Here is a 21,055-nt window from a genome sequence, read left to right as displayed (position 1 = left end):
GCAACCGGCACGGTCACGCCGGGCGTTGTCCGGGGCGTGGCAACCTTCACAATGAGCTACCAGCAGCACGTATCGAAGACGAACGCGCTCCGTGGACATCAGTCCTCCGGCCCCCCCTCCACCAGCGCCTGGGCACGACGCGCGACGCGCCGGCGGTCGGCTTCGGCCATCTCGGCCAGGCAGGCCTCGGCATCGCCCTTCACCAGCCGCACGCTGCAGGCCAGCATCAGATTCATGGGCAGGCCAAAATTTTCGACCACGTAGTCGTTGGCGTCGCGCGCATCGCCGTCGTCGTCGATCGTCACGTGCGTGCGGTCCAGCAGCGTGCCGGCATCGGCCGCGTAGCCCCACACCGGCTTCTGCAGCGCCACGGCGAAGCCAACCTCGAAGGCCGTGCCGCTGTCGGGCTCGCCCGGGCCGCGAAAATCATCGAGGTTCGCCATCACGATATCGGCACGCCGGATCAGTGCGACATTGGCTTCATAGATCCAATGCGCCGTGTCCGGCCCCGACGCCCCCTTTGGGGCCTCCTTGTCGAGCGGAAACCAGCCTTCATAGCCATGACGGGCGCAAAGTGCCTTCAGATGCTCGCCCCAGGCAAGCGCGTCCTTCCGAAATACGTCGAAACCGGCAAGGTAGATGGTCTTCATGACACGTCCTCGGTAGGGGCACGGCGAGAGCATACCGCAGCGAGACACACGGTTCGGTCTGACGTCGGCGTCACCGCGAAATCGGGCAACTTCTGATCCAACGGGCGCCCGCTTATTCGCTCGAATACCTGTTGAGGCCGCCACCGCGCTTATCTCGATGCATCCGAAAAGATGTCGACGCCTTTTCTGTTAAGACATTTCTGATAAGAAATAGAACTCCTCCGAAAATCTCCCCTTCACTTTACAAAAATCTCGTAGAAAAACGATTCGCTCCAGCCCGTCTTCGTCATGCTCAAGTCTTATCGCCGCCGTGCAGTCATTGTTGCCGTTCTCCTGGCATTGGCTGCGCCCGGAACCCTTGCATCCGTGGTACTCACCGGGACCCGGCTCATCTATACGGAGTTGGATCAAGAGGTAACCATCAAGCTCACCAACGAAGGGGCTACGCCGTCCCTGGTGCAGGCATGGACGACGATGGCGACATGAACGCGACGCCGGAGAACATAAAATCCCCTTTCACGCAGGCAGTGCCCTGTTCAGGCTGGCCCCAAAGAAGGGACAGACGCTGCGCATCATTCGTCCCCAGCAGCCGCTGCCTCGCGACCGCGAATCGCTGTTCCGGCTGAACGTGCTAGATGTGCTCCCAATGGCATCGTGCAGCGCCGATAAGCAGAACTCGCTTGAGTTCGTATTCAGGTCCGCATCAAGCTGCTGTTCCGCCCCGAACCAATGGCTGATCGTAGAAACCACCGGCGCTGCCGATATCCAGAGAAGCACCGAGTATCAGTGACGACAGTGCCGGCCGTGGACGTCACGCCGGCTGGTGCCGCACCTCAAGGATTGATCGCCGGATGTTTCAGTGCGTGCGCGGCTTCAGCCATGTGCTGGCGGTAGTTGCGGTCGTCCTGGGCAAGGCCGAGTTCGCCGTTGCGATAAGCCATGGCCAGTGTCTGGATCGACGCGGGATGCTCGCGTTCGGCGGCTGCTTCGTACCACGCCACCGCGCGGGCATCGTCCTGCGCCACACCCTCGCCTTCGCGATAGGCATTGCCAAGCATGAACATCGCGTGCGCCACCCCGCCGTCGGCGGCCACCTTGAACCACCGTGCCGCGCTGGCCAGATCTGGCGTGCGGCCATGGCCCCCGCGATAGAGCAGGCCCAGGTAGTAGGCGGCGCCGATGTCGCCCCCGTTGGCGGCCGCGTCAAGCTGGCGCCAGGCCAGTTGCAGGTCCGCCCGGCCTGACGCCAGCGTGCCGAGCATCGCCGCCTTGCCGAGCAGGAATTGCGCGCGAGCGTGGCCGCTGTCCGCCGCCATACGCAGCCAGCGTTCGCCGTCGGCACGCGTGGCGGCGTCGGCGCGGGAGATCAGTGTTTCGCCAAGCGCGGCACGTGCGGCGGTCTCGCCAGCGCGGGCGGCCTGCTGAAGTTGATCCAGCGCCGCCGCGTCGCCAGCCGATGTCGCCAGCAACTGCCACTGCGACAGCGCCGCGTGGCGCGTGTCGGACTGGTGCCGCCACACCGCAGCGCCGGCCACGCCGGCGGCAGCCACCGTGACGGCCAGCGTCGCGGCCACGAACAGCGGGTGAATGCGCGGCAGGCGCCGCGATGCGGCACGTGGGGTCCGGGCGGAGGCAGGAACAGAGGCGGTAGCAGTGGCTTGCATCGTGCGTGGATTACTGGTTCAGATCGATCTTGTACTTCGACAGGTTCTTGCCCGAGCCGTCGTCGGCCGCCACCAGCGACACGCCGGCCACACCGCCCGCCGCTGCCTGCGCCAGCATGCCTACCCCGGAACTGAAGACCACGTCGCCGGTGGTCACCACCTTCGTGAAGTGCCAACTGCGGGCGCTGCCGTTGGTGACACGGGTCAAGTTGGCGACGTCCTTCACGTACTGGATCAGCACGTCGCGGTTGGCGTCGGGCGACGCGTAGACCGTCTTCGTGCCATCCAGGCCCGGGAAATTACCGCCGCCGCTGGCGCGGTAGTTGTTGGTGGCCACGATGAAGTCCATGGCGGCCGTGACCGGCGCGCCCTTGTAGGTCAGGTTCTTGATCCGGCTGCCCACTACCTGCGTAACGTCGATCTCGTACTGCATGTCCGCGTCGGTGAACATGTCGAAGTTGTAGCCCGGGAACGTGCTGATCAGTTGCTGCTCGGTGGCCAGCGCCGGGTTGATCTGGTTGAAGCGCTTGGCCGCCGTTTCCAGCCACGCCTTCAATTCGTCACCGTTGACCTTCACCGCGTACACCGTGTTCGGGTACAGGTAGAGGTCGGCCGCGTTGTTGATGGCCAGGTTGCCGGACGCCACGTCGGTGTAATCGTTGCCGCCGCCAAAGCCGCTCTTGAACGGCGCCGAGACCGACAGCACCGGCAGCGAGGCCAGCGCCGGCAGGTTGGCGGTGATGTAGTCCTTCACATATTTCGCCTGCGCCTGGTTCACGATCTGGATCGCGCCGGGGTCGCCCACATCGGCGAAGTAGCTCGTCATGCGGTAGTTCGTGCTGCCGATCGGCGTCTTCACGTACTGGATGGTGGCCTGGTGCTCGGTGTCGATGGCAGGTGCCACGCTGGCGTCGGCGGCCACGTAGGACTTGTCGGCATTCTGGGTCGAACGGGCCTCCACCTTGGTGTTGCCGCGGTCGACGCTCCACTTCTTGCCGTCGTAGTTCAGCGCCAGGTTGACCACGCCCAGGTGCTTGCCCCAGTAGTTGGCCATCACGGTCGGCACGCCGTTGACCGTGCCCTTGACCTTGTCCACGCCCGGCAGGTTGAACTGGCCCACCGTGCTGGTGGCATCGGGGAAGATCTGGTGCGAGTGGCCGATCAGCATCGCGTCCACGCCATCCACCTTCGACAGGTGGTAGCTGCCGTTTTCCATCGTCGGCGAGTACGTGGCGTTGTCCAAGCCGCCGTGGGAGATCACGACAACCAGGTCGGCGCCCTTGGCGCGCATTTCGGGGATGTACTTGTTCGCGGTCTCGACCACGCCCTCGGTGTAGACCTTGCCGTCAAGCCAGCGCTTGTCCCAGCTCAGGATGGCGGGCGGCGCAAAGCCGATGATGCCGACCTTGATCGGCGCCGAAACGGTCTTGCCGTCGGGGCCCGTGGCCGTGATCGTCTTGTTCAGGATCGCATAGGGCTGGAACAGCGGCTGGCGCGTCTTCACGCTGTAGACGTTGGCCAGCACCTGCGGAAACTTCGGCCCGGCGCAGGTCTGCTGCGCGGACGGGTCGGGCAGGCCATCGACATTGAAGCGGTTGCCCGTAACCTGGCTCAGGTACTGCAGGCCGTAGTTGAATTCGTGATTGCCGATGCCGCCGCCGTCGAAGCCGGCCGCGTTCATCACCTTGTACATGGCCAGCGTCTCGCTTCACCCGATGGGCTTGACCAGCGCCTGGTAGTCGGACAGCGCGGTGCCCTGGATGGTGTCGCCGTTGTCCAGCAGCATGCTGTTCGGGAATTCGGCGCGGGCCGCCTTGACCAGCGTGGCCACGCGCTCGAAACCGATCGACTTGTCCTCGGCGAGCTTGAAATAGTCATAGCTCAGCACATTGGTGTGCAGGTCGGTGGTTTCCAGCAGCGCCAGCGTGGACTTCGTGCCCGCCGGGATCGACGTGGCGCCATTGCTGTTGTTGCCGTTGCCCGCGTTGCCGTTGTCGTCGGAGCCGCAGGCGGCCAGCGCAGTGGCGGCCATGGCCGCCAGCATGACGGCCCGGATGCGATGGAGTTGCATGGTCTCGGATTTCCCTGTTGTTTTCTGTTTGTGGTGCAGCCCGGGGATTGTCGGAAGCCGGGATGGCAGGGAAGTGGCGAAACCGCGTCATTACCGTGACAATCGGACGATATATGACAAAAACGTCATATTTGCGGAGACGTCGGGCCGGGTAGGACTATTCCGATCGGCTGAAGACCCTTATCCATTCGCGCAATTGACGCCTCGTTATATAGGCGCTTATATTGCGGATGCAAACCATCAAGCACTCCATCACCCTTCCTGACGCATCTGCCATGAGCCTCTATCCCTTTGCGCGCCGTGCCGCTGCCGGCGCCGCCCTGGTTGCCCTGACCCTGGCCGCGCCGTCGGCGTTTGCCGCCGACCTGGTGGTGTCCGCCGCCGCCAGCCTGACCAACGCGTTCAAGCAGCTGGGCGAGCAGTTCGAGCGCGCCCATCCCGATACCAAGGTGGTGCTGAACTTTGGCGCGTCGGACGTGCTGATGCAGCAGATCGTCAAGGGTGCCCCGGCGGACGTGTTCGCGTCGGCCGACCAGAGCGCCATGGACAAGGCCGACACCGAAAAGGTGGTGCAGGCCGCCACGCGCAAGGATTTCGCGGCCAATGCGATCGTGCTGATCGTGCCGCATGACAGCAAGCTGAACATCGCCGCGCCCAAGGATCTGACCCGCGCCGACATCAAGCGCGTGACCTACGGCAACCCGTCGTCGGTGCCGGTGGGCCGCTACACCAAGGGCGCGCTGGAAGCACAGGGCCTGTGGAGTGCCGTCGAGGCCAAGGGTGTGCCGGCCCAGAACGTGCGCCAGGCGCTGGACTACGTGGCCCGCGGCGAAGTCGACGCCGGCTTTGTGTTCGCCACCGACGCCGCCGTGATGCCCGAAAAGGTCAAGGTGGCCACGCGCGTGCCGACCACCACGCCGGTAACCTATCCGATCGCCGTCACCACGCAGAGCAAGCAGGCCCCCCAGGCCAACGCGTTCGTGCAGTATGTGCTGTCGCCCGAAGGCCAGGCCACGCTGGCCAAGTACGGTTTCCAGAAGCCCTGAGTCACCGCGGCCGGCTCTGGTAACCTCGTTCCCCCAATTCACTGTCTGAAGTCATCGTCATGGATGCTGTCTGGGTTCCGCTGCTGCTGTCGCTCAAGGTAGCGGGATGGGCCACGTTGCTCAATGCCGTACTGGGCGTGGCCGCCGCCTATGCCATCGCGCGCTGGCGCTCGCGGGCACGCGATGTGGTCGACGCCATCCTGACGCTGCCGCTGGTGCTGCCGCCTACCGTGCTGGGCTACTACCTGCTGGTGCTGGTGGGACGGCGCGGCGTGTTCGGTGCCTGGCTCGAAAAGCTGGGCATCGAACTGGTATTCACCTGGCAGGGCGCGGTGCTGGCGTCAACCGTGGTGGCCTTTCCGCTGGTGCTCAAGTCGGCACGCGCCGCATTCGAGGGGGTCGATCACCAGCTTGAAAACGCGGCCCGCGTGCTGGGCGTCTCGGAATCCGCCATCTTCTTCCGCGTGACGCTGCCCATGGCGCTGCCTGGCATCGTGGCCGGCGTACTGCTGGCCTTTGCGCGGGCACTGGGCGAATTCGGTGCCACGCTGATGGTGGCCGGCAACCTGCCGGGCCGCACGCAAACGCTGTCCGTGGCCATCTACGAAGCAGTACAGGCCGGCAACGACGACACGGCGAACCTGCTGGTGCTGGTGACGTCGCTCACCTGCATCGTGCTGCTCGTGGTGGCCGCACGGCTGGTGCCACCGGCCCAGCGCGGTACCGGCAGCGTGTTCGAGCGCCGCAAGTTCCGGCGCGACGCCATCACCGGGTGAGATCGACATGAGCATGCAGATCACCGTCCGGAAGCGCATGGCATCGCAAGATCGCCAATTTGCGCTCGATATTTCCTTCCAGTCCGATAGCCGGCGCATTGCGCTGTTCGGCCCGTCCGGTGCAGGCAAGAGCCTGACGCTGCGGGCCATTGCCGGCCTGATGGCGCCCGACGGCGGCCGCATCGTGCTGAATGGCCGCACGCTGTTCGACAGCGACACCGGCATCGACGTGCGGCCGCAGGAGCGCCGCGTGGCCTACCTGTTCCAGGATTACGCGCTGTTTCCGCACCTGACCGTCTCCCAGAACATCGCGTTCGGGCTCAAGCAGGGCTGGCGCAATCCGGCGCGCCGCGCGCTGCCGCCGGAAGCCGCACGCTGGGTCGAAGCATTCGGCCTGCGCGAGATCGTCAACCAGTATCCGAGCCAGATTTCAGGTGGGCAAAAGCAGCGCGTGGCGCTGGCCCGCGCCCTGGTGGCCCGGCCCGACATCCTGCTGCTGGATGAGCCGTTTTCGGCCCTGGACCCCGCCTTGCGCGTGCGGATGCGCGAGGAACTGCGCGCGCTGCAGGAAAGCCTGGACGTGCCGATGCTGATGATTTCGCACGACCCCGAAGACGTCGAAGTGCTGGGCGACCACGTGCTGGAAATCCGCGATGGGCGTATCCACGCCAGTGGCCGCGCCCACCGGCACCCGCCGGTCTACGCGCCCGCGAGCGCCCACGCCGTCTAGGCAGTATGACTCCCCTGATGGGCAAGAAGGCTGGCCCGCCGCGAGAATCAAACGCGGGTTAGCATGACTGCCAGAGCCGCACGGTGTGGACGGTGCCACACCCGGCGATTTCCAGCGCGGAGGCCAGCATGGAAGACGATATCACTTTGTACGTCGGTCTAGACGTTCATAAGGACTCGATCACGGCCGCCTATGCACTCGGCATGGGCGAGGTGGAACTGCTTGGCAAGATCGCATCGAAGACCGATCTTGATCGTCTTTGCAAGCGCCTACAGTCCAAAGCACGCCACATCCGAGTCGTCTACGAGGCAGGCCCTTGCGGCTACGGTCTTTACCGCGAGCTCACCAGTAAAGGCTTCGACTGCATGGTGTGCGCGCCGTCTCTGATCCCGAGAAAGCCCGGTGAACGCGTCAAGACCGATCGGCGCGACGCGGTCAAACTGGTCCGAGCGTTGCGCGCTGGCGACCTCTCGGCCGTGTACGTACCTAGCGAGGAGGATGAAGCGTTCCGCGATCTGTCGCGCGCATGGGTAAGCGCCAAGGACGATCTGAAGCGCGCCCGACAAAGGCTGAAGGCTTTTCTGCTCTCGCATGGAGTCCGCTACGGCGGCAGGGCCGACTGGGGGCCGGCGCATCGTCGTTGGATCAGCGCCTTCGCGTTCGACACGGCGTGGCAACAACTTGCCTTTGACGAATATCGACGCGCCATCGAGGATCGGCTCGCCCAATGCGGCCGCCTCGAAGCCGCCTTGCGTGAAGCAGTGATCAACTGGCGCTTCTATCCGGCCGTACTGGGCTTGCAGGCCATGCGCGGCGTGCAGTTCACCACTGCGATCGGCATCCTCGCCGAGGTGGGTGATCTCTCGCGCTTCGTCCATCCGCGCCAGCTGATGGCCTGGCTCGGCGTCACGCCCGCCGAGCACTCATCGGGAGAGAAACGGCACCAGGGCAGCATCACCAAGACCGGCAATAGCTATGCAAGAAAGTTACTGATCGAAGCCGCCTGGAGTTACCGCCACCCGGCACGCGTGAGCCCCGAGATACAACGCCGGCATGAATGCATCCCCAAGGCAATCGTTGACCGCTCTTGGGACGCCCAGGTGCGACTGTGCCGGCGCTATCGGAGACTTGCCGTACGTGGCAAGAACCCGAACATCGCAGTGGTCGCGGTGGCGCGCGAACTGAGCGGTTTCATCTGGGATATCAGTCGGCTCGCGATGTCACTCGCCATACCAAACGAGGCGCGCGCAACCTGACCATGGGAGCCAACATATCTGCTGACACCTACGGTAAAACCAGTTTCCTGAAGGCGGCGTAGCCCGGTACACGAGCAACCCGCGAGAACGCTAAGCAATAGATTTGATCCGACTTGCGTCCCTAGATAGCGGCAGGCTCATTGGACGGACCTCTGTAATGCGGTAGCCAACCCGCAGATATCAGCGTGATCCACCGTCGAGACTTACTGCTACGTCGCCTTTAGGAAATTGCGTGGGAAATCCCAACATGACCCTGTGAAACTCAGCCAAACCAATCTCGATTGACGCGGGGAGTCATATCAGCGTTCAGGTGGCCTGCTGGCGCAGCAGGTCAAGATAGGCGCCCTCGATCAACGCATCGGGCGCCACGCCCAGCCGGGCCATCAGCGTGTGGGCCTCGGCCACGCCGGCATCCGCCGATTCGCCGTCGTGCAGCACCACTTCAAGCTCCAGGAAATCGCCCAGGCCTTCCACGCGGTCCAGATGCACGCGGGTGCGGCCCACCAGGAACAGCGTGCGCACCTTGCGTACCCGGCCGATGGAGCCGTGCGCGGCCGTCAGCGCGTCGCGCAGGGTGTCTGGCGAAGCGGTGGGCGACAGGATGTAGAAGCTCTCCTTGGGTCCGGCCTGATCGGGCCGCGCGTAGAAAATGAGCTGGCCTGACGTCGCGTCGAAGGCGCGCAGCTTGAGGCGCCCGTTCGGACACGGGAAGAACGTGTCGTCCTGCTCGATCCGTTCGGGTCCCTCGGTGGCGATGGCCGCCGCACGGGGCACCAGCGCATCGACGCTGTCGATGCGCGCCTTGATTTCCACATTACGTGCCATGGCTCAGATCATCGTGCCCAGGATGACGCTCGACGCCTTGAAGATGGCCAGCGCGCGCGCCCCTTCCTTCAGATCCAGGTCGGTCAGCGCCCCGTTGTTGATGATGGCCGCCACGGTGCCGCCGCCATCGAGTTCGAGTACCACCTCCGCATTGACGGCGCCAGGCACCACACGGGCCACCTTGCCAGGCAACTGGTTGCGCGCGGAGAGTCGCGCGGCGGGGTCTGGCAGGCCGATCAGCACGGACGACGCCTTGACCAGCGCAAACGCCTCGGCGCCCGGCACCAGCCCCAGCGTCTCCACGCTCTCGTGCGTGATCGTGGACACGATACGCAGGCCGCCCGGTAGCGCCAGCGTGACTTCGTCGTTGACGGCGCCGGCCCGCACGGCCTCCACGCGGCCGAACAGCTTGTTGCGGGCACTGGTCTGGATCATCATGCGTTGGATCAGGTGGATATCCTCGGGGTTGGCGTCGGACATCGCGCCGGCCCGTTCCAGATGGGCGATGAACCGGGCATGCTCGGCCTCCATGGCGCGGTAGGTCGCGATCAGGCGTGCGGCCCGTTCCGTCAGCCGTGTGCCGCCTCCGCCCTTGCCGCCGGCGGCGCGTACCACCAGTGGCTCGCCGGCGCTGTTGTTCATGGCGTCGATGGCATCCCATGCGCCCTTGTAGCTGATGCCCACGGCACGCGCGGCGGCCGTGATCGAGCCGTGTTCGCCGATGGCGGCCAGCAGCGCGATGCGGTCGCGGCCGCCCCAATCCTGCTTGCCGGCGCGAAACCAGATGGCGCCCTGGAGTTCGAGCATGCGCTGACCTGTCTGTAATGAAGGGAATGCGTATGGTACCGCCAGAAGCACCCGGTGCGTGACTGGCGGTAGTCCGACACCCGTCGTCAGCTTTGGTGGGCGGGGATGTACCAGCGCATGACGCTGCCGGCAAAGTACTGCTTGTCGAGCTGCCGCAGCAAGCGCCAGCAGGTGAACGGGTCGACCGCCAGGTCCACCCACGCCCACGGGTGATTGGCGTCGCCGTCGCGCACGATCTCGACGGAATTCACCGTGGCGTAGTCCTTGAGCTTGTTGCGCAGCATTTCCTCGGTCACATCACGATGCAGCCCGCGGATCAACACCTGCATGACAGCCTCTCCCCAGTTGGAAAGTTGTGATGTGTGTATTCTAGGCCGCGCTTTGCCACGTGGCGGCCGGACGATGCGGCTATCGCACGTTTCAAGCCATGATGTGTACGCCACCGTCCACGTACACCGTATTGCCCGACACGCGGCGTGCATAGGGCGTGGCCAGGTACGCGGTGGTAAAGCCCACATCCATGATGTCGACCAGCTCGCCCAGCGGCGCGCGGCCGGCCGCCTCGGCCAGCAAGGCATCGAAATCCTTGAGCCCGGACGCCGCGCGTGTCTTGAGCGGCCCCGGCGAGATCGCATGCACGCGGATGCCCTTCGGCCCCAGCTCGTAGGCCAGGTAGCGGCAGGTGGCCTCCAGCGCCGCCTTGACCGGCCCCATCAGGTCGTAGTTCGGCACCACGCGGTTGGCGCCGTCATAGCTCATCGCAAACAGCGTGCCGCCCTGCCCCATCAGCGGCACGGCCCGGCGCGCCATGCGGATGAACGAATGACAGGACACGTCCATGGCCCGCGCGAAGCCGGTAGCCGACGACTGCAGCAACCCGCCCTGCAGGTCGGCCTTCGGTGCGAAGGCCACCGAATGCACGACCGAATCGAGCCGGCCCCAGACCTCGCCAATACGCGCGAACAGCGCATCCATCTGCGCGTCGTCCTCCACGTTCAGCGGCATCAGGATCGGCGCCCCGATCTGTTCGGCCAGCGGCGCCACATACGGATAGGCCTTGTCGTTCAGATAGGTCAGCGCCACCTCGGCGCCCAGTTCGTGAAATGCACGTGCACAGCCCCATGCGATGGAATCCTCGTTGGCGACGCCAACGACCAGCACGCGGCTGCCGGACAGCGGGGGACTAGGAACCTGGAGCATGGGCAAACCTCCCGTTGTTTGCTTCGTTCAGCTGGCTTTCTTCCCTCTCCCTTGTCGCAGGAGAGGGAAGAAAGCGGCGACAAACGGCTACGCCTGCGCTTCCTGCGTGGCCTTGCCGTTGCCGTGGTCGGTGCCAAACAGTTCGGCCACCTCGCGATAGCGCGCCAGCCATTCGGCATCGAGCGGGCCACCCACGGTCAGCACGCGATGCGCCAGCACCATGATGCGGCGGCGCTCCTTCATCTCGGGCACCAGCCCTGGCAACGCCCGGATGGCCCCTTCGGGGTCGAGGCTGACGATATAGCTCTGCCGGCGCACCGCGTCCTTGAATTCCGCCAGCGTGATGCGCTGTTCCGGCGGATTCTCGCGCGCCAGCTTGCGCAGCAGGTTGAACGGCCGCTCCTCGATGGCCGAGCGGCCCTGCGTCACATAGGACAGCACGCGCAGGAAGGCATCGAGCGGCGTGCCGGTGCCGATCTCGCGTTCGGCCTCGCGCCGCCGCAAATCGGCCACCTCCTTGCGCAGCGCCGTGATGGCGGGCGACTCCGGCGCCTTCGGCGTGGCCGTCATGCCCAGCATCGCCGGCAGCCAGGGCGTGGCGTAGATCGACTCGAACATGCGCTCCTGCCAGGCATCGCGCGTGTCGCGATACTGGTCCAGCGACCGCACGATCTGGTCGGACACGGCCTGCTGCATGGCCAGGAACGGATTGTCCGCGGACACCGGCTGGCGCGCGTCGCGCACGGCCGGTGCCATGGCGGCCACCCACTGCATCCACGGATTGCCATCGGCGAACAGCGAGCGTTCGAGCCGCGACGGGTGAATCGCGCGAATGCCCTCGGCCGTGGCCTCGTTCGCCATGGCGCGGACGAACGGCGATGCGTAGGTGTCGTACAGATGCTGGTTGACCTCCGCCACGCGGCGCACCACCTCGAACGGCTGCTCGTCCTCACGGCCGTCGTCCAGCGCGAGGATATCGTCGATGGTCCGTCGCTCGAAGCGCACCAGGTAACGGCCTTCGATCAAGTCGGTGTGCGGAGCATCGGGCGCCACGTCCTCGATCTTGGCTTCGTACAGGCCCGGGGGCAGCACATCGATCAGGTCGAGCGCGCAGAACAGTTCCGAGTGCTCCTTGTTAGCCACGCTGCCCGAGACAAAGATGCCCAGGTGCCCGATGGACGGATGCAGACAATAGACGATGGTCTGATCGTTGGCCACCAGCTCGTCCACGCTCGCATAGAGATCGGGAATCCAGTTCAGCGCCTGCTGCGGCGGCGTGATGTTGTCCCCCCACGACGCGAACACGATCACCGGCGAGCGCACGTTGCGCAGGTCGATCACGGTCTGGCCATCGCTACTGCGCACCTCGCCGGCCGTCAGGTGGTTGCCGACGAACAGGTTCTGCACGATCCAGTCGATCTCGCCGCGGTTCATCAGGAAATGGCCGCCCCACCAGCGCTCGAACTCCAGAAAGCGCGGCCCTTCCGTATCGACCCTGGCGTAGACGTTGTACAGCTTTTCCCAAAGCGTGTTCGACGGATTCAGCTTCTCGAAATTCTGCACCAGCCAGGCGCCATCGAACCGGCCATTGCCCAGGTCGGCCGCCAGCGACGACAGCCATGTACCGCCGAGCAGCCCGCCCGAATACCGCATCGGGTTCTTGCCGCGCACGCCCGACCAGTACGCCACGGGCGCGCCGGCCAGCAGGATCGGACCCGTGGCTTCCGGCGAGGCGGCCGCCAGGATCAGCAACGCCCATCCCGCCTGGCAATTGCCGACGACGAACGGCTTGCCCGGCGCATCGGGATGGCGCTCGGCCACCGCCTGCAGGAACTTGCCCTCGGTGCGTGCCACATCCTCGATCGTCTGGCCCGGACACGGGTCGCGGAAGAACGTGATGAAGTAGCACGGATGCCCGGTGCGGATGGCGTTGCCGATTTCGCTGTCGGCCTTGAAGCCACCGATGCCGGGGCCGTGACCGGCGCGCGGGTCCATCACCACGAAGGGGCGACGGGTCATGTCGGTAGGATGCGCGTCTGGCGGCACGATGCGCATCAGCGCGTAGTTGACCGGCCGGGGCAAGTCGCGCCCGTCGATCAGTACCTCGTAGTCGAAGACGAGCACGGGCGGCATGCCGCCGCGTTCGTGCTCCTCGGTCTCGTTGCCACGGCGACGCAGGATATCCAGGAACAGGACGGAGCGCTGCCAGGCGTCCAGGCCATATTCCCATGCGGCCTGCGCCACCGGATTCATCGGCACCGGCGGGAACATGCCGAAAGGAAATGGGGAACTGGGGAAAGCGGCCTGGCCGGTCGAGGTTGCCGGATCGACCGGCTTGCCCTGCGTGGCGGCCTGGGCGGAGGCGTCCTGTCCGGACGCTTGCCCCGGAGCAGGTTGACGTGCATTCATTTCCGTTTCTCCTTGGGGATTGGCGGAGTCAGATGGCGTGCAGCGTGGCGCGAACATCGCTTGCTGCGATGCAACAGCAAAAATCTACCAGCCTCGGCGCGGCGTGACAACCGTTACCAAAGTCCAATGCGCCCGACCGCATCGCACATGACAGTACCAAGTCATCGATACGACGCTCGCGTTGGCCTATACTGGCTCGACATGTTTGCGCAACGCAGCATCCGCAGGCCATCCGCACGGCTGGCCGGGTGCTGTCCGATGGATTTCCAGGTACCTGCCCATGCCGACACCATCGTCCGACGACAAGTACGCCCGGCTGCTCGCGCGCTGCGAGGGCCTTCCGCCCATCCCGACCGCCGTGGCCCATCCCTGCGACTATTCGTCGCTCGATGGCGCGCTGGAAGCCGCGCGCCTGGGGTTGATCGTACCCATCCTGTGCGGCCCCGCCGCGCGCATCCGCGCCGTCGCCGAGGAACACGGCCTGGCGCTGGGCAACACCGAGATCATCGACGCCCCGCACAGCCATGCGTCAGCCGAATGTGCGGTCGAGGCCGTCCGCACGGGCCGGGCCGAACTGCTGATGAAGGGCAGCCTGCACACCGACGAACTGCTACACGCGGTGGCGCGCAGTGCCAGCGGCCTGCGCACCGAGCGGCGCCTGTCGCATGTGTTCGCGATGGATGTGCCGAGCTATCACAAGCCGCTGTTCATCACCGACGCCGCAGTCAACATCTTCCCCACGCTGAACGAGAAGGCCGACATCGTGCGCAATGCCATCGACCTCGTGCGCGTGCTCGGGGTCGAGCGGCCCAAGGTGGCGATCCTGTCCGCCGTGGAGACCGTCACCGACAAGATCCCGTCGACGATCGAAGCCGCCGCGCTCTGCATGATGAGCCTGCGCGGGCAGATCGAAGGCGGACTGCTCGATGGGCCGCTGGCGTTCGACAACGCCATCAGCAAGGCCGCCGCCGACACCAAGGGGATCAAGTCCGAGGTGGCGGGCGACCCCGACATCCTGCTGGTGCCGGACCTTGAAGCCGGCAACATGCTGGCCAAGCAGCTGACGTTCCTCGCCGGCGCAGAAGCCGCGGGCATCGTGCTGGGTGCGCGCGTGCCGATCATCCTGACCAGCCGCGCAGACAGCGTGCGCGCCCGCATCGGCAGCTGCGCCATCGCGGTGCTGCTGGCGCACGCGCGGCGCAGCACGCAAACCGCCGTACCCGCCTGAGGAGACCCCGGCGTGAGCACACCACATCCCGTCATTCTCGTTGTCAACGCCGGCTCGTCGAGCGTCAAGGTATCGATCTACGTGGTGCCCGACGCGGCGCACGAGAACGTCGACATCCAGCCATCGCTGGCTGCGCACGGCCAGATCGAAGGCATCGGCGTGGCGCCGCGCCTGGTGGCGCGCATGGCCGATGGCCGCGAGGTGACCGATCAGAAATTTCCCGTGGAACAGGTTCCCGACCACGACGCCGCCTTCCGGTTGATCCGCCTGACGCTGAGCGTGGCGCTGCGCGACACGCCGCCGGTGGCCATCGGCCATCGCGTGGTGCACGGCGGCAGCGATTTTGCCGATGCGGTGCGCATCGACGACGCGGTGATCGCCAAGCTGCAAAAACTGGTGCCGCTGGCGCCGCTGCACCAGCCGCACAACCTGACGGCGATCCGTGCCATCCGGGGCGCGGCACCCGATCTGCTGCAGGTGGCCTGCTTCGACACGGCGTTCCACGTCGGCCGCGATGAACTGGCGCAACTGATGGCGCTGCCCTACGAATACTACGAGCAGGGCGTGCGGCGCTACGGCTTTCACGGGCTGTCGTACGCGTATATCGCGCGCCGCCTCAAGCAGGTGGCGCCCGACCTGGCCGAAGGCCGTGTCATCGTGGCACACCTGGGCAATGGCGCCAGCCTGTGCGCGATGCGCGGCGGCAAGAGCGTGGATTCGACCATGGGCCTGACCGCGCTCGACGGCATGCCGATGGGCACGCGCTGCGGGTCGATCGATCCTGGCGCGGTGCTGTACCTGGCCGCGCAGGGCATGAGCACCGATGCGATCCAGTCGATGCTGTACGGGCAATCGGGCCTGAAGGGCATCTCCGGCATCAGCAGCGACATGCGGGCGTTGCTGGCCAGCGACAGCCCACGCGCAAAGCTGGCCGTCGACTACTACGCCTATCGTGCCGCCCAGGAAATCGGCAAGCTGGCGGTCACGCTCGGCGGCCTGGACGCCTTGGTCTTCACGGCCGGTGTCGGCGCCAACTCGCCCGACATTCGTGCCCGCATCTGCGCGCACCTGACCGACCTGTTCGGCATCTCGCTGGACCCCACCGCCAACGGCGACAGCTGCCAACGCGTGAGCCGCGATGCCAGCCGGGTGCCGGTGCTGGTGCTGCCCACGGACGAGGAAGGCATGATCGCGCTGTCGACGGCCCGCATCCTGCGCGAGAGCGGCGGGCTCTGATCGACGATGCTCGGCTTATGACGCGAGGTAGTGGTCCCGCAGCAATGCGGTGTCCACGCCGAGATCGTCGGCCAGAAAGCGTTCCAGGCTGCCGTAGGTTGCGGTGATGGCATCCATCGAGGCCTCGATGTACGCGGGGCGCACTTCCAGCAGCGGCAGCATCGCCTCCGCCGTCACGCCAATCTGCCCCACGCCGGCCAGCATCTTTTCATTGAAGCGCTGGTTCCAGTGGTTCGATTCGAGGTAATTGGCCACGATCTCGTCCTGGGCCACGCCGAGCGCGCTCAGCAGCAGCAGCGACGCAAAGCCAGTGCGGTCCTTGCCTGCCGTGCAGTGGTAGTAGAGCGTCTTGCCCGCTTCGGCATGCCGCAGGAACGTACGGAAGGCGTCGCGGTAGCGCACCGGAAAATCCCGATACACGTCCAGCATGAAGCCGTGCATCTGCGCGGCGTTGCTGGCACGCAGGCGCGGCAGCAAGACGTCCATCGACATCGTGCCATCGAGCACCGGCACCGCCAGCCACTCGAAGCGCTCGCCGAACGCCTGCTCGCCGGCTGACTTCTCGCCCGACGAGCGGAAGTCGACAACGATGTCGAGTTGCAACGCGTGCAGCTTGTCGAGATCCGCCGCACAACCCAGTGCCGGATTGGCGCTGCGGTACAGCTTGTTCTGGCGGATATGGCGTCCTGCATGGGCGGTCAGCCCGCCGAGGTCGCGGGCGTTGGCAATGGTCTCCAGGTCCAGACAGGGCCGCATCGTGGCGGCCGCGCTATGTTCTGTGTAGGTCTGCATGGCTCTTTGGCGCATCACACGATACGCATTGGAAAATGTTCAGCATCGGTGTCGATTATTTCAGATCGCCAACGGCGACGACACCCTGATTTCCACCATACCCCTCCGGCCATTGCAGCGCCTGCAACAAGGCGTTTCGGTCAACAACGATTGACACGGCAGCGGGTTGATCCGGCGCAAGCCGTCGACAGTCGCCGCCTTGGCACCGAGTGACGCCTTTCACATAATGGCCTCATGTCGAACGCGGCGACCCGCGCGTCGCAACGCGATACGACGCGGCACTGCTGGGCGCGACGCCGGCGCAACGCAACACACCACGGCGCGTTTGACAGGCTGATCCCTTCCAAGGACGTCACAATGCCTGATCCGCAAATCTCTCCTGCCACCCCCGGCGGCACCGCCGCCACCGCTGGGGCAACTGCCGCCCCGCCGCTACGCGTCCACTGGGGCCTCTACGCCGCCGTCGCGGTCCTGATCGTCGTGCTAATGGCACCGATGCCACCCGACCTGCCCGTGGCCGGTCAGCGCATGCTGGCCATCCTGGCCTTCGCGGTCGTGGTGTGGATTACCGAAGCCGTCACCTACGAGACCAGTGCCATCATGATCACGTCGCTGATGGCCGGACTGATCGGCTTTGCGCCAACGGTCAATGACCCGAACACCCTCTACGGCACATCGCGTGCGCTGGGCATGGCACTGGCCGGATTCTCGAATACCGCGCTGGCGCTGGTGGCCGCCGCACTGTTCATTTCCGCGGCCATGACCGTCACCGGGCTGGACCGGCGCATCGCACTGGTCACGCTCTCGGCCATCGGCACCAGCACGCGCCGCATCCTGATCGGCACGATCGCCGTCACCATCATCCTGAGCCTGGTGGTACCCAGCGCCACCGCGCGCAGCGCCTGCACGGTGCCGATCATGATGGGCGTGACCGCCGCGTTCGGCGTGGACAGGAAGTCGAATATCGCAACGGGCATCATGATCATGGTGGCCCAGGGCACCAGCGTGTGGAACGTGGGCATCCAGACCGCCGCCGCGCAGAACCTGCTGACGGCCGGCTTCATGGACAAGCTGCTGGGCGAGCGCGTGACCTGGCTGCAATGGCTGATCGCCGGCGCGCCCTGGGCCATCATCATGTCGGCGGTGCTCTACTTCCTGGTGCGCTGGCTGCTGCCGCCGGAAACCGAAGCCATCGCCGGCGGCAAGGAAGCCGTGCAACGCGAACTGAGCGCCCTGGGACCGATGACCGGACCGCAGAAGCGCCTGGCGGCCGTGGCCATCGGCCTGCTGCTGTTCTGGGCCACCGAGGGCAAGCTGCACGCCTTCGACACCGCCACCATCACGTTCGTCGGGCTGGTGATCCTGATGATGCCGCGCATCGGCGTGATGGACTGGAAGACGATGCAACAGCGTACGCCATGGGGCACGCTGATCGTGTTCGGCGTCGGCATCAGCCTGGGCACCGCGCTGCTGACCACGCAGGCCGGCCAATGGCTGGGCAAGTTCGTGGTCACGCATTCCGGGCTGGCCGACCATGGCACGCTGATGGTCTTCGCGGTGCTGGCGGGCTTCCTGATCCTGATCCACCTGGGCTTCGCCAGCGCCACGGCACTGACCGCCGCGCTGCTGCCGATCCTGATCTCCGTACTGCAGACGCTGCCCGGCGATATCAACAGGGTGGGCATGACGATGCTGCTGGGCTTCACGGTCAGCTTTGGCTTCATCCTGCCGATCAATGCCCCGCAGAACATGGTCTGCCTGGGCACCGACACCTTCAACGGCAAGCAGTTCGCCCGCATCGGCATCCCGGTCACGATCATCGGCTACCTGCTGATGCTGCTGTTTGCGTCCACGTACTGGCGCTGGCTGGGCTGGGTGTGAACGCCTCGGCACGACGCGCCACATCCGTCCGGACATCGACGCGGTCACAAAAATCCGGCGCCACGCCGGGCGATGGCACAATACGCGCCATGCAACGTCTCTGGTCCGCCTTCGTCAAGTTCGTGCTGCTCGCCGTGTTGGGCGGCACGTTACTGATTGCCTTCGCCGTGTTGATGGCCAACCGGCAGTTGCCGTCGCTCGACGCGATGATGGCCTTCCGGCAGACGCCGGGCTACGTCAGGCTGGGGGATTTTCCCCACACGCTGCCCGAGGCCGTGGTCGCCATCGAGGATGACCGCTTCTACCTGCATGATGGCGTCGACTACGTGGGCGTGATGCGCGCCGGCATCGCCAACCTGTCCGACGAACTGTCGCAGGGCGCGTCCACCATCACCATGCAGGTGGCCCGCAACTTCTTCCTGTCGCGCAAGAAGACCTACACGCGCAAGCTCTACGAGATCCTGCTGGCCTACCGCATCGAGAACGCGCTGAGCAAGGACGAGATCCTCGAGCTCTACCTGAACAAGATCTACCTGGGCCAGGGCGCCTATGGCTTCTCGGAGGCCGCCGACACCTACTTCGGCAAGCCCGTGGAGCAGCTGTCGCTTGCCGAATGCGCGATGCTGGCCGGGCTGCCCAAGGCGCCTTCGGCCAACAATCCGGTGGTCAACCCGCGACGGGCGCGCCAGCGGCAGAGCTACATCCTGCTGCGGATGATGGAACTGGGCCGCATCACACGTGCCCAGTACGACGCCGCGCTGCTGGAGCCGCTGCGCCTGCGCTGACCGCCTTGTCAGCGGGCGCCCGACGGCGGCGCCCTGCCCCCGCATGCTAGCCTGCCCCCAGCCAAACACGCCTGGGTGGAGACAGCCATGGAAGGAATCTGGGGCGATATCTACGGCACGCTGCGTTCGGAATTTGCCGACGTGCCCGACATCAAGGAACTCACGCGCATCCTGCTGCGCCTGACGCTGGCCGTGCTGCTGGGTGGCCTGATCGGCTACGAGCGCGAGGCGGCGGGCAAGCCGGCCGGCCTGCGCACGCACATGCTGGTGGCCATGGGCTCGGCGCTGTTCGTGCTGGTGCCGCTCCAGGCGGGTGTGCCATTGCCGGACATGAGCCGCGTGCTGCAGGGCCTGATGTCCGGCATCGGCTTCCTGGGCGCCGGCGCGATCATCAAGCTGAACAGCGAGGAGGATGTGCGCGGCCTGACCACGGCGGCCAGCATCTGGACCGTGGCGGCCATCGGGGTCGCCTGCGGGCTGGGCCGCGAAGCGACGGCCGTGATCGGCACCCTGTTCGGGCTGACGATCCTGCAGGTGCTTTACCGGCTGAAGAAGTAGGGAAAGGGGCGGGACGACCCGCGCGGATCAGGCTGCGGCCCGCAACACGATCTGCAGCATTTCGGGATGATGCGCCACCGCTTCCAGGACGATCGGGTGCACCCCCTCGCCGCCGGCTTCGAGGTGCGCCAGGAACGCCCGCTTCATGCGCGGCTCCCAGAACTTCTTGATATGCGCGGCGATATCGGCCAGCGCTTCGTCACGATCGGGCATGGCCTCGAAAAAGCTGCCGATCTGGTTGGCCATCTTGACCAGGTTCTCGATATGCATGCCAGGCCCTTATCCAATATATAGTCGTTGAGGATGGCTGTAGACCACCATGGTGCCGCCCCGCACGAAGCCAGCCAGCGTGATGCCCGCCGTGTCGGCCAGGCGCACCGCCATGGCCGTCGGGCCGGACACCGCCGCCAGCACGCCGGCGCCGATGGCGGCGGTCTTCTGCACCATCTCATAGCTCGCGCGGCTGGTCACGATGACCGCGCCGCGCGCAATGTCTTCCTGGCCGCCACGCGCCAGCGCGCCAGCCAGCTTGTCCAGCGCGTTGTGCCGGCCCACGTCCTCGCGCACCAGCGCGATTTCGCCATCGGGCCGCATCCACGCCGCGGCATGCGTGGCGCCGGTGTCGCGCAGCAGGGCCTGACGCTTGTGCAGCACCGCGAACGCGTGCTCGAACACGCGCGGATCGAACGCGGCCTGGCTGCGCACCGGTTCCGGCATGCGCATGACTTCGTCCAGCGATTCGGTGCCGCAGAGGCCGCACCCGGTACGCCCGGCCATGGCCCGCCGCCGACCCTTGAGTTCCACGAAGGCGCCGGTGGCAATCTCCACCTTGACCGTGATGCCCTGCGCGCTGGCCTCGACGTCAACACCATAGATGTCGCTGGCGGCCTCCACGATGCCTTCGCTGAGGCTGAAGCCCAGCGCGAAGTCCTCCAGGTCGGCCGGCGTCGCCAGCATCACCGCGTGCGAGATGCCGTTGTACTCCAGCGCCACCGGCACTTCCTCGGCCAGATGATCGACCTCCGCCGTCAGCACCCCGTGGCGCCAGCGGCTGACCGGGAACGTGCGCTGCGCCGGCACCTCGTCGGTGCCGGCCGCGCTGTCCGGAGATGGCACGTCGCGTTTCATCGCCGCTCCCGCG

21 protein-coding genes and 1 pseudogene are annotated in these 21,055 nt (G+C 65.9%); 11 read left to right on the top strand and 11 right to left on the bottom strand.

The window, feature by feature from the left end:
• Positions 1-98: 98 nt before the first annotated feature.
• Complete coding sequence (locus CYJ10_RS04040) at positions 99-650, bottom strand: nucleoside 2-deoxyribosyltransferase (RefSeq protein ID WP_101680239.1); 552 nt, start codon at positions 648-650, stop codon at positions 99-101.
• 288 nt (positions 651-938) lie between these two features.
• On the opposite strand from CYJ10_RS04040, the gene CYJ10_RS34560 reads away from it, so the two are divergent.
• Complete coding sequence (locus CYJ10_RS34560; protein ID WP_257992895.1) at positions 939-1,136, top strand: fimbria/pilus periplasmic chaperone; 198 nt, start codon at positions 939-941, stop codon at positions 1,134-1,136.
• 22 nt (positions 1,137-1,158) lie between these two features.
• A complete protein-coding gene (locus CYJ10_RS34555) occupies positions 1,159-1,440 on the top strand; it encodes a fimbria/pilus periplasmic chaperone (protein WP_308302930.1) in 282 nt (93 codons plus the stop codon).
• A gap of 43 nt (positions 1,441-1,483) precedes the next feature.
• On the opposite strand, the gene CYJ10_RS04030 is transcribed toward CYJ10_RS34555, so the two are convergent.
• The gene (locus tag CYJ10_RS04030) at positions 1,484-2,314 is read right to left on the bottom strand and encodes a tetratricopeptide repeat protein (RefSeq protein ID WP_101680238.1); all 831 of its coding nucleotides are present in this window, start codon (positions 2,312-2,314) and stop codon (positions 1,484-1,486) included.
• A 10-nt stretch (positions 2,315-2,324) separates the two neighbouring features.
• A pseudogene (locus tag CYJ10_RS04025) lies at positions 2,325-4,385 on the bottom strand (bifunctional 2',3'-cyclic-nucleotide 2'-phosphodiesterase/3'-nucleotidase).
• A gap of 275 nt (positions 4,386-4,660) precedes the next feature.
• On the opposite strand from CYJ10_RS04025, the gene modA reads away from it, so the two are divergent.
• The 4 genes from modA to CYJ10_RS04005 all read left to right on the top strand — a co-directional run bounded on the left by modA (position 4,661) and on the right by CYJ10_RS04005 (position 8,193).
• Positions 4,661-5,431: a molybdate ABC transporter substrate-binding protein gene (gene modA, locus CYJ10_RS04020; RefSeq protein WP_101680410.1), complete on the top strand. Its 771-nt coding sequence runs from the start codon at positions 4,661-4,663 to the stop codon at positions 5,429-5,431.
• 59 nt (positions 5,432-5,490) lie between these two features.
• Positions 5,491-6,207: a molybdate ABC transporter permease subunit gene (modB, locus tag CYJ10_RS04015; RefSeq protein ID WP_101680237.1), complete on the top strand. Its 717-nt coding sequence runs from the start codon at positions 5,491-5,493 to the stop codon at positions 6,205-6,207.
• Between the two features lie 7 nt (positions 6,208-6,214).
• A complete protein-coding gene (locus CYJ10_RS04010; protein WP_101680236.1) occupies positions 6,215-6,937 on the top strand; it encodes a sulfate/molybdate ABC transporter ATP-binding protein in 723 nt (240 codons plus the stop codon).
• 128 nt (positions 6,938-7,065) lie between these two features.
• The gene (locus tag CYJ10_RS04005; protein ID WP_101680235.1) at positions 7,066-8,193 is read left to right on the top strand and encodes an IS110 family transposase; all 1,128 of its coding nucleotides are present in this window, start codon (positions 7,066-7,068) and stop codon (positions 8,191-8,193) included.
• A 306-nt stretch (positions 8,194-8,499) separates the two neighbouring features.
• Here the strand turns inward: CYJ10_RS04005 and CYJ10_RS04000 are convergent, their stop codons facing one another.
• The 5 genes from CYJ10_RS04000 to CYJ10_RS03980 form a co-directional block, all read right to left on the bottom strand.
• Entirely contained in the window at positions 8,500-9,018 is a 519-nt protein-coding gene (locus tag CYJ10_RS04000; protein WP_101680234.1) for a class IV adenylate cyclase, read from the bottom strand.
• Positions 9,019-9,021: 3 nt separating this feature from the next.
• Entirely contained in the window at positions 9,022-9,825 is an 804-nt protein-coding gene (locus tag CYJ10_RS03995) for a TOBE domain-containing protein (protein ID WP_101680233.1), read from the bottom strand.
• Between the two features lie 86 nt (positions 9,826-9,911).
• Positions 9,912-10,154, bottom strand: coding sequence for an RNA recognition motif domain-containing protein (locus CYJ10_RS03990; protein WP_101680232.1), 243 nt, complete (start codon positions 10,152-10,154; stop codon positions 9,912-9,914).
• 91 nt (positions 10,155-10,245) lie between these two features.
• A complete protein-coding gene (gene fabI, locus CYJ10_RS03985; RefSeq protein ID WP_101680231.1) occupies positions 10,246-11,025 on the bottom strand; it encodes an enoyl-ACP reductase FabI in 780 nt (259 codons plus the stop codon).
• Positions 11,026-11,112: 87 nt separating this feature from the next.
• A complete protein-coding gene (locus CYJ10_RS03980) occupies positions 11,113-13,296 on the bottom strand; it encodes a DUF3141 domain-containing protein (RefSeq protein ID WP_374703226.1) in 2,184 nt (727 codons plus the stop codon).
• A 400-nt stretch (positions 13,297-13,696) separates the two neighbouring features.
• Between CYJ10_RS03980 and CYJ10_RS03975 the strand changes: the two genes are divergently transcribed.
• Together CYJ10_RS03975 and CYJ10_RS03970 are read left to right on the top strand one after the other, a co-directional pair.
• Positions 13,697-14,662 (top strand): bifunctional enoyl-CoA hydratase/phosphate acetyltransferase, encoded by a 966-nt coding sequence (locus CYJ10_RS03975; protein ID WP_257993081.1) that lies wholly within the window; start codon positions 13,697-13,699, stop codon positions 14,660-14,662.
• A gap of 12 nt (positions 14,663-14,674) precedes the next feature.
• Positions 14,675-15,898 carry an acetate/propionate family kinase gene (locus tag CYJ10_RS03970; protein ID WP_101680228.1) on the top strand — a complete coding sequence of 408 codons (1,224 nt, stop codon included), beginning with the start codon at positions 14,675-14,677 and terminating at the stop codon, positions 15,896-15,898.
• Positions 15,899-15,913: 15 nt separating this feature from the next.
• Here CYJ10_RS03970 and CYJ10_RS03965 read toward each other — a convergent pair whose 3' ends face one another.
• Complete coding sequence (locus CYJ10_RS03965; RefSeq protein ID WP_180862832.1) at positions 15,914-16,690, bottom strand: tyrosine-protein phosphatase; 777 nt, start codon at positions 16,688-16,690, stop codon at positions 15,914-15,916.
• Between the two features lie 357 nt (positions 16,691-17,047).
• Here CYJ10_RS03965 and CYJ10_RS03960 point away from each other — a divergent pair, with 357 nt between their 5' ends.
• The 3 genes from CYJ10_RS03960 to CYJ10_RS03950 all read left to right on the top strand — a co-directional run bounded on the left by CYJ10_RS03960 (position 17,048) and on the right by CYJ10_RS03950 (position 19,914).
• Positions 17,048-18,571, top strand: a complete 1,524-nt coding sequence (locus tag CYJ10_RS03960; protein WP_219621415.1) for a DASS family sodium-coupled anion symporter — start codon at positions 17,048-17,050, stop codon at positions 18,569-18,571.
• 89 nt (positions 18,572-18,660) lie between these two features.
• The gene (locus CYJ10_RS03955) at positions 18,661-19,356 is read left to right on the top strand and encodes a transglycosylase domain-containing protein (protein WP_101680226.1); all 696 of its coding nucleotides are present in this window, start codon (positions 18,661-18,663) and stop codon (positions 19,354-19,356) included.
• 87 nt (positions 19,357-19,443) lie between these two features.
• Positions 19,444-19,914 (top strand): MgtC/SapB family protein, encoded by a 471-nt coding sequence (locus CYJ10_RS03950; protein WP_101680225.1) that lies wholly within the window; start codon positions 19,444-19,446, stop codon positions 19,912-19,914.
• Positions 19,915-19,941: 27 nt separating this feature from the next.
• Here CYJ10_RS03950 and CYJ10_RS03945 read toward each other — a convergent pair whose 3' ends face one another.
• Positions 19,942-20,184 carry a formate dehydrogenase subunit delta gene (locus CYJ10_RS03945; protein ID WP_101680224.1) on the bottom strand — a complete coding sequence of 81 codons (243 nt, stop codon included), beginning with the start codon at positions 20,182-20,184 and terminating at the stop codon, positions 19,942-19,944.
• A 9-nt stretch (positions 20,185-20,193) separates the two neighbouring features.
• Positions 20,194-21,042 (bottom strand): formate dehydrogenase accessory sulfurtransferase FdhD, encoded by an 849-nt coding sequence (gene fdhD / locus CYJ10_RS03940; RefSeq protein WP_101680223.1) that lies wholly within the window; start codon positions 21,040-21,042, stop codon positions 20,194-20,196.
• Between the last annotated feature and the right edge of the window lie 13 nt (positions 21,043-21,055).

The sequence above is a fragment of the Cupriavidus pauculus genome (genome assembly GCF_002858765.1).
In the GTDB taxonomy this organism is placed as follows: Bacteria; Pseudomonadota; Gammaproteobacteria; order Burkholderiales; family Burkholderiaceae; genus Cupriavidus; species Cupriavidus pauculus_B.
This window is presented reverse-complemented; position numbering and strand designations above follow the sequence as displayed.

What these genes read in the sequence shown, in the direction of transcription:
- CYJ10_RS04040 (WP_101680239.1), bottom strand. Translation starts at nt 650, where the DNA reads ATGAAGACCATCTACCTTGCCGGTTTCGACGTATTTCGGAAGGACGCG.
- CYJ10_RS34560 (WP_257992895.1), top strand. Translation starts at nt 939, where the DNA reads ATGCTCAAGTCTTATCGCCGCCGTGCAGTCATTGTTGCCGTTCTCCTG.
- CYJ10_RS04030 (WP_101680238.1), bottom strand. Translation starts at nt 2,314, where the DNA reads ATGCAAGCCACTGCTACCGCCTCTGTTCCTGCCTCCGCCCGGACCCCA.
- modA (WP_101680410.1), top strand. Translation starts at nt 4,661, where the DNA reads ATGAGCCTCTATCCCTTTGCGCGCCGTGCCGCTGCCGGCGCCGCCCTG.
- modB (WP_101680237.1), top strand. Translation starts at nt 5,491, where the DNA reads ATGGATGCTGTCTGGGTTCCGCTGCTGCTGTCGCTCAAGGTAGCGGGA.
- CYJ10_RS04010 (WP_101680236.1), top strand. Translation starts at nt 6,215, where the DNA reads ATGAGCATGCAGATCACCGTCCGGAAGCGCATGGCATCGCAAGATCGC.
- CYJ10_RS04005 (WP_101680235.1), top strand. Translation starts at nt 7,066, where the DNA reads ATGGAAGACGATATCACTTTGTACGTCGGTCTAGACGTTCATAAGGAC.
- CYJ10_RS04000 (WP_101680234.1), bottom strand. Translation starts at nt 9,018, where the DNA reads ATGGCACGTAATGTGGAAATCAAGGCGCGCATCGACAGCGTCGATGCG.
- CYJ10_RS03995 (WP_101680233.1), bottom strand. Translation starts at nt 9,825, where the DNA reads ATGCTCGAACTCCAGGGCGCCATCTGGTTTCGCGCCGGCAAGCAGGAT.
- CYJ10_RS03990 (WP_101680232.1), bottom strand. Translation starts at nt 10,154, where the DNA reads ATGCAGGTGTTGATCCGCGGGCTGCATCGTGATGTGACCGAGGAAATG.
- fabI (WP_101680231.1), bottom strand. Translation starts at nt 11,025, where the DNA reads ATGCTCCAGGTTCCTAGTCCCCCGCTGTCCGGCAGCCGCGTGCTGGTC.
- CYJ10_RS03980 (WP_374703226.1), bottom strand. Translation starts at nt 13,296, where the DNA reads ATGTTCCCGCCGGTGCCGATGAATCCGGTGGCGCAGGCCGCATGGGAA.
- CYJ10_RS03965 (WP_180862832.1), bottom strand. Translation starts at nt 16,690, where the DNA reads ATGCAGACCTACACAGAACATAGCGCGGCCGCCACGATGCGGCCCTGT.
- CYJ10_RS03960 (WP_219621415.1), top strand. Translation starts at nt 17,048, where the DNA reads ATGCCTGATCCGCAAATCTCTCCTGCCACCCCCGGCGGCACCGCCGCC.
- CYJ10_RS03955 (WP_101680226.1), top strand. Translation starts at nt 18,661, where the DNA reads ATGCAACGTCTCTGGTCCGCCTTCGTCAAGTTCGTGCTGCTCGCCGTG.
- CYJ10_RS03950 (WP_101680225.1), top strand. Translation starts at nt 19,444, where the DNA reads ATGGAAGGAATCTGGGGCGATATCTACGGCACGCTGCGTTCGGAATTT.
- CYJ10_RS03945 (WP_101680224.1), bottom strand. Translation starts at nt 20,184, where the DNA reads ATGCATATCGAGAACCTGGTCAAGATGGCCAACCAGATCGGCAGCTTT.
- fdhD (WP_101680223.1), bottom strand. Translation starts at nt 21,042, where the DNA reads ATGAAACGCGACGTGCCATCTCCGGACAGCGCGGCCGGCACCGACGAG.